4 protein-coding genes and 1 pseudogene are annotated in these 11,631 nt (G+C 49.9%); all 5 read right to left on the bottom strand.

Annotated elements, in window-relative coordinates:
* A partial coding sequence (locus BMZ51_RS22415; protein ID WP_208979632.1) for a Hint domain-containing protein occupies nt 1–6,488 on the bottom strand: 6,488 nt, incomplete at its 3' end.
* Nucleotides 6,488–7,048, bottom strand: a complete 561-nt coding sequence (locus tag BMZ51_RS22410) for a hypothetical protein (protein WP_068007994.1) — start codon at nt 7,046–7,048, stop codon at nt 6,488–6,490. The genes BMZ51_RS22415 and BMZ51_RS22410, both read right to left, overlap by 1 nt.
* A complete protein-coding gene (locus BMZ51_RS22405; RefSeq protein ID WP_068007997.1) occupies nt 7,038–7,592 on the bottom strand; it encodes a GNAT family N-acetyltransferase in 555 nt (184 codons plus the stop codon). The genes BMZ51_RS22410 and BMZ51_RS22405 overlap by 11 nt, the downstream gene beginning before the upstream one ends.
* Nucleotides 7,593–8,240: 648 nt before the next feature.
* Nucleotides 8,241–9,056 (bottom strand): annotated as a pseudogene (locus BMZ51_RS22400) (ISKra4 family transposase); the annotation flags it as partial.
* A 257-nt stretch (nt 9,057–9,313) separates the two neighbouring features.
* On the bottom strand, nt 9,314–10,531 hold the full coding sequence (locus BMZ51_RS22395) for a WD40 repeat domain-containing protein (RefSeq protein ID WP_068007999.1): 1,218 nt from the start codon (nt 10,529–10,531) through the stop codon (nt 9,314–9,316).
* Nucleotides 10,532–11,631: the final 1,100 nt, after the last annotated feature.

Below are 11,631 nucleotides of genomic sequence, written 5' to 3'. Positions count from 1 at the left end.
ACGTCCGTCAGTGTACCATAGCGGGTCTGATACTCTGCGGTGTCCAATAGCACATTGGCCAGTTCGGTTAGCTTAAGCTGCCCCTCTTCCACATAACGGACCAGCACCTCAATTTCACTGGGATCCAAATCCCGATCAAGGACTGTATCGTAAAGCTGTGCTGCTTCTACCAAAATGCGCGCTTTGGCCGAACTATCCAACCGCTGCGATTGGGTTGTGGGGTTCCCATCAACCGTTGATGCAATTTTCCAAGTTTCAATGCCCTGGCTATCGACCTCGTGGGTCACAAGAATATGCGTATTGGTCGCAGATGCCGTAACACCATTATCCCAGGTGTAACTCCCGTTATTGGTGACCGAACGGGAAATTGTTTGCGTGACGCCGTCGCGTTCAATGGTTGTTCTCAAGCCATCTGAAGACGTTGTCATGACGGATGTTTTATGGATTGCTCCCTGCGCGGTGTAGCCTGTTTCGGTGACAACGCTGCTTCCATCTGCGCTTGATTGAGTTATGGTTGTTTGATCTGTCCTGCCATCGCCATCAAAGTCATAGGTCTCTTCGACGATGCGCCCATCTTTGCTGACCTTTTCCTCAAAACTGGACTGCAATGATCCCTCATCAAACCAGTCTTTGCTGGTTCTGGTCGTGCTGCCGTCTGCATTTAGTTTGGTTACTGTTTCGCGGGTGGCATCAGTTTCCCCATCGCCATCAAGATCAAGGCTCGTGGATGAAGAAAGACCATTAGCGGAAGTCGTTGTTATGCTCTTAAAGGAAGTTTGCCCGGCGCCATCACGCTCTTCAAACGTTTCGATCTGGCTGCCTGCCTGATCATAAGAGATCTCGGTGATGCGGACCGTGTCGACAATCCCATCGCCATCAACATCAATGGTTTCAGTTTGCTTTCTGCCATTGGCGGAGCCAGTTTTTATGATCTGTTTTTCGACAGAACCATCATCTGCCAAGTCCTTGTAAGTGATGATAGTTTCGTTATCAGCACCAAGTTCGGTAATGATTTCCTGGTCTATCGTGCCATCACCGTCAGCATCCAGTGTAGATATCTTGGTTTGACCATCTGCGCTGACAACGGACGACGCGGTTCGCAGTAAGGCTCCCGCAGTATCATATCTGTAATCTGTTTCAGTACGTCCGCCCGCAGCTCCTTCTTGAAGAACAATTTGGCGTTCTGATTCGCCATTGCCGTCAAAATCTGTGGTCTGGGTAACGTTAAGGCCGTCACTTGAAGTGTCGAGGCTCGCATTTGCCGTCACTGAACCAGAGGCATCCGTTGTGGTCAAGGTCTCTGATGTCGTACCATCATCATTAAGCGCTGTGTTTCTTTCCGTTTGGGAAAGAGTTGTCCCATCACCATAAAGGTCAAGCGTGGCTGTCGTCTCAAAGCCATTGCCTGACGTTTGGACTGTTTGGGATGCCAGCAACTCTCCCTGCTCGTCTTGGTAGGATAGGGTTTGCGTGCGACCTCCACCAGCATCAAGACTTGTGATGTCATGGATTGATCTATCAGTCGTCCCATCGCCGTCCACGTCAAGCTGTGTCGTTGTCATCAGACCATTACCGCTTGTTGTGGTAACGCTCTTTGAAATTACCGTTTCGGTTTCATCAAAGAAGGATGAAGTTGTGGTGGTGGCGCCATCATCCCCAATGATAATTGTTGTTTCCTGGTCAACTCCACCATCGCCATCCAAGTCCACAGCCTGGGAACTAGAGCGACCATTACCACTTGAAACTTCGCTCACACTCGCGATCAAAGAACCATCTTGCGCAGTAACCTCCTCTGTTCTTGAAAGGGTCCCGTCTGCAGCAATTTCGGTCCGGCTCAGGGTTGTTTGATCAGTTGTCCCATCGCCGTCAATATCTTCAGAAGTAACAGACGTCAGGCCGTTGCCACTTACCTCTACTGTGTTCATTGTAGCTAGAGTGCCGTCAGACCTTTCACGAGCAAAAGTTGTCGTGCTCGAACCATCAGCATTGAGGACAGTTTCCTCAGAACTCAGAGTCTCAAAGGTTCCATCACCATCCCGATCACTATACGCGGAGCTAGTAAGACCATTGGCGCTCTCAACAAGGCGGTCCTGGCTTTGCACTCTGCCATCTGCTGCCAAATCCTGAACAAGCGTCTCTACAGTGCCATCATCAGACGTGGTCTTAACCGTTCTGCGATCAACTGTACCGTCACCATCAAGATCTTCTTCTAAGGTTACAACGCGACCAGTTGCAGAGACCGTCTCAATTGCAGTGGACCGTAATCCGCTCGGTGACAGGTCTGCTCCCTCATGGATCTGGATAACGGTTTGAGTTGAGCCGTCTGCGTTGAGCGTTTTGGTAACGGTTTCGACCAGATCAACAAGACCATCACCATTCGTATCACTATGGGTGGTTTTGATCAGACCATTGGCAGAGACAGACTGAGCAACAACTGAAGCAAGTGTTGTTCCGTTCCAGGTCTTTGTTTCCGTTGTGACCGTTCCATCAGCTGAGGTTAAGATTTTCGTTTTGACGATATTGTCAAAATCGCCATCACCATCTGCATCTGTTTTCGTTTGGCTATCCAGCTTGTTGCCAGACGTCCAGACTTCTTTTTTTGCCAAAAGGGTCGGGACACCTGGACCTGATACTGGTGCGCTTTTTGACGTCGTGAGCGTTGAACTACCGTCACTGGCAAACGTTGTGACCTGATGCGTGATCTGGTCAGTCTGACCATCCCCATCAACGTCCTCTTCTACAGTGACAGAAAGACCATTCCCGCTCGTGGTTGTCTTACTGCTGGTCAGCAGCTCTCCGGTATTTGAAAACTGGCTGGTCTCTTGGGTCTGGCCACCATGATCGTCAACAATCAAACTTGTTGTGAGGTTTGTGTTTCCATCACCGTCACTGTCGATTGTTTCCGAGATTGAACGCCTATCAGCACTGACATGTTTTTCAGTACGCTCCAGCACTGACCCGTCGCCGCTGAGCTTTTGAAGCACTTCAGTCTGGCTGCCATCAGAAAGCAAAGTCCGATCATGCTTTACGGTCTCATCAACCCTACCGTCGCCGTCCTTGTCTTCCTTACGGGTCACGCTCATGCCATCTGCACTGACGTCCTGAACGACTTTGCCGAGTAATGTGTTATCACCGGACCTGCTCTCAATGATTTGCGTGGAGCTGCCGTCAAGGTTTTGGATCACAATATCAGACATGATCTGATCAAACAGACCATTTCCGGAAAGATCAGACTTTGTCGTACTCGACAAACCGTCGGCTGAAGTCACTTTTACTGACTTGGAGACTAGCGATCCATCTGCATTCACGAAGATCGTCTCTTCCGCGATGGTACCTGAAGCGTCTCTGGTCACATCCACGGTCAGATCAAAATGACCATCGCCATCTGCGTCTCGCGACAAAGAGCCTGTCAGGCCATCAGCGTTTCGGACTTCAATCTCTTTGAACAGCTCAGAGCCATCAGCACTCGTTCTTAAGATTGTGCGGGTATCGCCCCCATCTGCGCTCAAAACAGTGGTGTCGTTCTCAAACCAATCGTAAGCACCATCTCCATCAAGGTCAGCAGAGGTCTCCTGAACGTGCCCATCAGTCGAGATCGAGGTTTCGGTCTTACTGAAGACAGTATTATCGTGCGAAGCTTTGCTTTCCGTCGTTGTGGTTGCCCCGGCCTCATCCTGAACTGTTGTGCTTGTGATGATAAGATCTACCTGCTGATCTCCATCAAGGTCAGCTTTTTCTGTACGCACAGACTGGTCAGCAGAAATGGAAACTTCACGACTGCTGAGCAAGGTTCCATCGGCCCCTGAAACCACGTCACTTTCAAGGCGTCCGCCAACACTGTCATCAATCGTCTGATGGGTCAGCGTTCGTTCAAAAATGCCATTGCCATCTGCATCAAGCTGCTGCGAACGGGTAAAACGGTCTGCGCTAAGCGTTGTTGAAGAACTGTTTAAGACCGACCCATCCGGGGCCAGGTTCTCAATCAGAACAGTAAAGCTGTTATCGGCATTCTCGGTCTGAGTTTCGCGCTGTGTTGGATAGCCACCACCTACATTATCACGCTCAATGACGATCAATGATTGGTCTGGATTGGTTGTTGTAACCGTTCGGTCCAAAAGAACACCGCCGCCATCACGGTTGGTCTCTGTCCGGGTTCGGCTGCCATCATCATTCAAAAGTGTTTCGTCAACCAAAACACGGTCCGTCACACCATCAGCGTTGCTATCAAAAGCAACTTCAACCTTCAGTCCATCGCTGGAGGTGGTCCGCGTGATGACCTGCGCCAGTTCCCCAGCTTTATCGGTCAGGTTTTGTGTCGTAATCGTATTGCCATCATCATCGACACTGACAGTTTCAGAAACGACATACCCTTCCATGCCCTGAGCCAGAGTTGCTGTAACAGCGCGCCCTGTTGTGCCGTCACTGCGGGTAAAGGTGGTCTCACCATCAATGGAAGATCCATCAGAAAAGTCGATGCGCGTGCGATCAACCGTCAGGTCGATGGAGACTATGCCCAAGTCTTCAAGTGTTTTGGCGCTCTGGGAGCCGTCAGGTGCAGTGACCATGACCTTGAACTCGCTCCAGCGCTCATCATTGGCATCCAGAACCCCGTTATCATCACTATCAAAGACACGGCGTAGCGCTTCAGCATCGGTGTCAGAAGAAGGTGCCCAGTCCGTAAAGATGACCTCTTTGCGATCAGAGATCTTGCCGTCCCCGTCAAGGTCAATAAACAGCACGCCATCACCTGACCCAACCCAGGCTGTCTGATGCTGATAGCCATCCTCGGCAATGTCCAGATGAACAGTTGAATCCTGACGCTCAATGACAGAGATGCCATTATCATCCAAATCAAGCAGCATAGGCTTACCGCCGCTGCCACTGTCGTTATCAGGCTTGGGTGTCGGAGTCGGTACGTCCCGTCCTTCCCAGCTACTAGAAGGGCGATCAGAACCGTCAGGGCCCCTATCAGGCTTTCTTGGAGGAACAGGAACATCCCTGTCTACCCAACCATCAGAGCCATCGGAATCTGGTTTTCTTGGAGGCGTCGGTACAGTACCGCTACTACCCCCTGCCGCGCTATGCCCGCCGCCACCTTTTCCGGAGGAGCCTGTGCCATCAGGGTCGAGACCTAGCGCTGCAGCCTTCTTGGCGCGCGCAATGGCAGCATTGAGCTGAGTAAAGCCAATCGTTGAATCGGGATTACCGCCTTTTGCAGCGTATTCTGCCAGGGCAGCGCCACGAATACCCATGTCGCTATAGCCAGCATTGGCAGCTGCATAAGCAGCTGATTGAGCCTTGCCAGCTGCCGTGTTCCGGAAGCCTGAGCTTTCGGACAATTGGTGGTCTGTAAAATCCTCGCCATTTACTGCCAGATGACTATCACTGCTGCCATACTGCACAGTGGCATTGCCGTCCATCTGATTAAAGCCAGGATAGTCAAAACCGCGACCATCGTTATAAGAGTCGTTATGAACGCGGACGCCACCTGCTACATAGGTATGATAGTCTTCAACCTCGAAGTTATAAGTGCGCCAGCCTTTTTTCCAGACAGGTTTGAGGGCCAGGTTTCCATTTTCTGCGTAAACCCAACCTTCAGCTTGTTCAAACATATCTGCGGTTTCTGCTGAGTAAACAAGCCGCTCAGATCGGACAACCGTTTCAGAGCCATCGGCAAGGACAATTGCCCCAGTTCCACCAGCAACAAGCTGCTCAACTTGCCGAAAATCCCCGTTCGCCGAAAGAAACTCATGACCTGGTGTTGTGACGAGAACGCGCTCTTTGCCATCTTCGAACCAAGTTAAGCGAAGCCACTCTTCTGTAATATTGGTGAAGGTTCGGGACACAATCTTAGGAACAAGTGTGGTTCGACCACTGTCGGCGCGCGGGTCAAATGCTAGTACAGTGTCCCCCTCATTTATTTCAGAGATCCGCTTTTGATTGTTATGGGTAGAAATAAGAGTGTAGCCTGGAAAGCATTTTTGTAGGTTGCTGCGAGCCTGATCCTTCATTGCTTCGTAAAGAGCGGCATCAAAACCTGCACCGAATTTTGCTAAATTACGAAAACCACTAGCAATAGCAATACTAGCGAAAAAACCGACGGACGTATTTGGCGCGACCTCTGCTTCGATAGTGCCCTCAATCTTTAGGTCGGTGTCAATTGCTACCCCCAAAGGCCCGACTTTTCCATTTACCTCAAGGACCTTGCCATCTGTAGCAATACCAACCACGCCTCTGGGAAGATCGATTGAACCACCTAACTTGATGTTAGTCTCATATTCTTCAGTTATATAGGAATACTTAGACTCTACAGTAGTACCAATTTTGACAGGCATATTAGAGCCGCCGACTTTGTTGCCGGTTGGGTCAAAGCTACGGGAGACCTCAACTTTTTCAAACTGGCCTACATCAAAAACCTGCTCCAACTCTTCTTTTCGAACAAAATCAGAGATAGACTTCTCTTCTAACCGCTTTAGAATATCTGACATCAGTATCGCCCTTGCAACTCTGAAATAATATTTCTTCCGTATTCTTTGATGTTGCTACTGTATCTTGAATCTATACTTATACTATCCAAATAATACGAAATAGAATCAAGTAAACACAAATAATTCTCTTTAGAGTAATCGTTGCCTGTACTATTTACACCGACCACCAAATCTACTTCTTTTAAAGGTATGGTAAAAACGAGACATGCATCAGACTCGCCTTGAAAGTGATCGATTTCCTCAGAAGACATGCCAGGGAAAAATCTCGTTGCGACACTTTGATCTATTTTCCCATTTGAAATGTAACCTTCACCGGAAATAAAAATAAAACTTGGCGTAGCATTTTCGCCAAGATCCGCATCACTAAAAAGCAGATAAGTTTGGATCATAGAGTTGGCAAAATCTCGTAGATTGCGGTCCTCTACTGCTATATACGGGATCATCGGTCTAATACTCTGCGCCATCGCACTTTTGGGGACAGAGATCAGACAGAAAGAACACAAAAAAGCTGAGATACACTGCCTCAAATGCAGCTTCCAGTTTCGTTTTTCACACCACATACGCGCCCCCCACAAACCGTGCTCCAGCTGCTCTCATAAGACGGTCTGTCGACTTAAGGTTAGACCCTGTCGTGACATGGATAAAGGCATGGGAGGCATTAAGAGATGCCGTCCAGTTTTTCAGCCCTCCAACCAGAGAAAGAAATGTCTTAGCGCGGCGTAATGGCTTCTGCTCCAGGTCAACCGCCACCACATGCACAGTTACGAAAAGCGGCCCATCAGACAGCATGTAACTGTCGGCAACTGCCCAAGTCACACCAACGGGCTGCCCTTGCCATTCTGCAATAATACACGCCATGCGCGGCGGATGAGACAGGATCTTTTCAAAATGACGGTCAAGCTTCCAATCAGAAAAAGGTTGGTTTCGAAACACCGTGGTTGAGTGATGCTGCCGCATGATCCGGCGCACTGCCGGAATGTCACGCTCCTCAAACAAGCGAACACGTAGCTCGGTTCTCGGGCCTACTGCATTGTTTTTTGGGTTTACGTCAGCTTGCTTATCCGCTGCATCAGCTACACCGATATCGGTCGCAACCTGTTCCATTCATGCCTTCCTTCAAGCAAGGCACATACAGAACCTTCTGCCGCGCCCAACTGTAAACTTTGCGCAGCATATGGCATATGAACCATGCATGTTTAAACATAAACTTATGCGATCTCCCCATTTTTTGAGGAGTTTAGCAGTAGAACGATGCCGCAAGTTTCAGTCTTGTAGCAGACGTGATTCCGCCGATGACCATATTGGTTGCAAATTGCAGAGTGGCTGGGTTTGAAGCCTTACGCCATAAATGAGAGATAACCTTCTTCAGGCATGCGAAATCAGTAAGCGCCCGCTCATTACGCCGTTCTTTTTTCTTGACATTGCGTTCTTGTCAGAGCTTTCCAGTTCCATGGCAACAGTTCAGAGAGGCGGTTGATCTTGTGATCGTTGATGGGTTCTGTCGCAAAGTTTAATCGGTTTTCTGCTCCCGCATTTTCGGGTACACCTATCTTGCTCTGAATTCATGGCTTGAGGCTTGTTGCATTGATCAATTTTAAAGGCACCCAATACCCAAAAGATGCGATCTTGTATGGCCTTGTTGCAGAAATCGAATTCAGAATGCAGGTTGCTCTTACCCGTTCAATTCAGGTCGCGAGTACGCGCTCGAACGCCGGGCGTCCAAGTGGGAGAGTATTTAAAAGTGTGGGGCAATCAGGCAGCTAGTTTGTCGATTACCGGATCTTTCGCTTCAGATTTCATGCCGGGATACCATTGTTCAAACTTCTGCCTGAGTGTTCCGTCCAGTGCCCGTGTGCGAGTTGGGAGCAAGAGATGAGCACCTGACTTTGACCAGCGCATCTGCTGTTTTTTGCCAAAGCGCTTGCCGACAACCGCATTAACCGTGCTTTCGACAAATCCGGTTGAGACCCGCTCCCAGTAACGCCTGCGCTCCGCGTAGTTCGGGATCATGTCGGCATTATTCTCAATGTAAGTCTGGAATTCAGCTGCTGCCTTTCTTAAAGCCTTGATGCTGGCATAGCTGGTTTCAATCTCTTCCAGATCACAAGTCAGATCCTCAATAACAATCTTACCCTCGTGAAGATTACCGTTCCACAAATAGCCCTTGATCTGGCGCAGCAGACGGCCGATCTGTTCACCGTCTTCCGGGTTCAAGTGGCTGAGACCTTTGACATATTGACCCATAACGGTAAGGCGCATGGTGATGTGGAACCAGTCGAGGATATGCTCTGAGGCTGGTGCCATGTGCCACGCAAGGTCTCGTACACTTTCTCCGCCGTCGGTCGTGAAGGTCACGCATTGGTTTTCCTGCCAGCCCTGGTCATTGAGTAACTCATGCAGGCGTCGGCGGGGTTTGGCGTCATGGGTCTGCACCAGACCAAGGTAGCGGTTGGGACGATCTTGAGGAATGGACTTGCCAACCACCACCTCAAAATGACTTTGGCCTTTCTCCCGTGAGCGGACATAGCCACCATCAATGCCAACGGTGATCAGCCCCTCAGGAACGGGCCTAAAAGGCCCCAAGCTGCAAAAGTGGCCAAAAATCAGAACAATTAAAGAACATGCTGGGTGACTGTCGTTAGTATTTCGGAGTATGAGATGGTAAGATGCGGACAAAGCTGACATTCGCTGCAGTGCAGAAAGTTGGACAAGCCGGAGGCACAGTCCTGCAAAGCGTGACTGCACCCCCGGCTAGGTCCGGCACCAATTGACATCGCTGCTGGGGACAATGCCTAATCAAAGGGTGCGGACAGATGGTGTCTTTGTCAGCTGATGAACTGCGCCGCAAACACCCAGGTGGCACCTGTCATATCATTGTCACCAGGCCCGCCTGACAGGATCGTGCGACCATCTCCGGACAACCCTACAGAAGTTCCTTCAATGGACGCGCCGGATGCACCGGTTCCAACCAGCTTTTCTCCGCATTGAAGCCAAGTCCCGGAACTGTTCTGAAAGACCCACACGGCACCGACATCCGAATTGTCGTCATCGCCTCCAACGACGATAGTGTCGCCATCGCTCGAAATACCAACCGCACCGCCCTGGCCCGCTTTGCCGGAGGCTCCTGTGCCGACCAGCTTGCTGCCCTGCTGCGTCCAGTTACCTCCGGCTCTGGAAAAGATCCAGGTCGCTCCTGTCTGGTCGCTGTCCTGATTTTCGCCAAGGACAAATGTATTGCCGTCATGTGAAATGGCCAGCGATGTGTTCTGCCCGTGGGGATCTAGAACAGCGCCAGTCGCCGTAAGGTTGTTGCCCTGTTGTTGCCACCCGCCGGAATTGACAAATACCCAGACCGGAGCGTCCTGGGCCGCTTGAACGACACTGCCGACGACCAGCGTCTGCCCATCGCCAGACAAGCCAAGAGATGCGCCCTGGTTTGCGTTGATGCTGTAGCCCGAGCCGACCAGTTTGCTGCCGGATTGCGACCAGATGCCTGCCGTGCGGGTAAATATCCAAACCGCACCTACTGCCCCGCCATCGCCGTTGCCACCAATTGCAACGGTGTTGCCATCTGATGAAATGCCAACAGCCGCGCCTTGCATGGGACTGAAAGTGTAATCGGTCCCGACCAGTTTCCCGCCTTGCTGAGTCCACACACCATTGGATCTGGTAAAGACCCAGGCAGCTCCAACCAATCCGTTGTCACCGCTGCCCCCGGCGATCACCGTATTGCCGTCGGCCGAAATAGCAACGGATGTCCCAAGTTCGGGGGCGCCACTTCCATAGGTGCCCGTGAGTTTCGGCCCTTGCTGAACCCAGCTATCGCCTGCCTTGATAAAAATCCAGATTGCGCCCGTGCTTTTTGTATCGCCACTGCCGCCGACAACCGCCGTGCTGCCATCTGCGGAAATCGCCACGGTTCCCTGCATACTGGGACCCCAAGCGCCTGATCCGACCAGTTTCGCCCCCACCTGCGCATAGAGCGCAATTGCGGGATGCCCTGATGTTCGATCTTCATTGCCTTGTTGTTCTGAAATGCTCATGACTGTTCCCTCGACTGGATTGAACTGGCCCGCACAAATCGCTAGCCTTTGTTGTTCAGTCTTGTGCAAAACAACTGCATACGCCAAGTGGGTACGATGAGGCGGCGCCCATGGTAATGCAACTATAAGTTAATTATTCAACAATAAACCTCAATTTGTACGTCTCGATCTTCCTCGAACCATAACAATACTTTAAAAACAGGATATAGTAGAGAGACAACGATATTATCGAAACATCGCAATATTATTAACCTCAACAAATACCACACAAAGACTTGAATCATTGGATTTTTTATTAAGCAACTCACCTAATTGAATCTTTCAATACACTGCCCATCTTTTTTGTTATTTTTTACATCTATATTATATTTTTTGATTGTTTCTTTTCTTTACACAATTGCCCTTATAACGATAGGTCGCGGATTTAAGCGTTTTGGTGAATTGTTTAAGTGGAAGTACTATTTTTTCGCTGCCATCTGGCTACTGTTTTCTAATTGCCGGGTTCGCCGGACGGACACGAATTAAAGAGCAATACTGTCAATATGCTTTGTGTTGCACTGCTAATCTCATACTAATCGCTTAACATGATCCGCAATGCTAACAATGCTTCGCATTCGACTAAAATCAGGTTGTACAACGGAGGCCTTCTTTGTCCGAAAGACGTTTTTGCAACCTCTATAAACAGGTTTTATCTTTCTCCAGTAGTGAGCTGGATGATAAACTTCCGGCAGCCATAACCTTTCTAGCCATGCTGCACCTGCGCTATCTCCCTCCACTCGATGCTGCGTCGAGTGGCAGCTATAGGCTCAAGAACCCCAATGTGCTCTCACCACAATGAGCGCGTGGATCTTATAGGCTTTATCAAGTTTCATTTTTCGAGAAAATTCTTTCAACTATAGATAGAACAGTGCGAACGGCTGGTCATGACCCATCAGGATGAAACTTCTTTAAATTTGCGCTGAAAAGCGCAGAGTATCCGCACAGTCAAATTGATACTCGCAATACTTGAACTCCCGCTCTGCGGTCAGGCAAATCTTACTTCGCCTGACCAGATAATCTACTCTTAGCTGATGCTCTCCAACAGTCGCTGCAACCGCCCA

The sequence above is a fragment of the Pseudovibrio axinellae genome, from assembly GCF_900110875.1.
GTDB lineage: Bacteria > Pseudomonadota > Alphaproteobacteria > Rhizobiales > Stappiaceae > Pseudovibrio > Pseudovibrio axinellae.
This window is presented reverse-complemented; position numbering and strand designations above follow the sequence as displayed.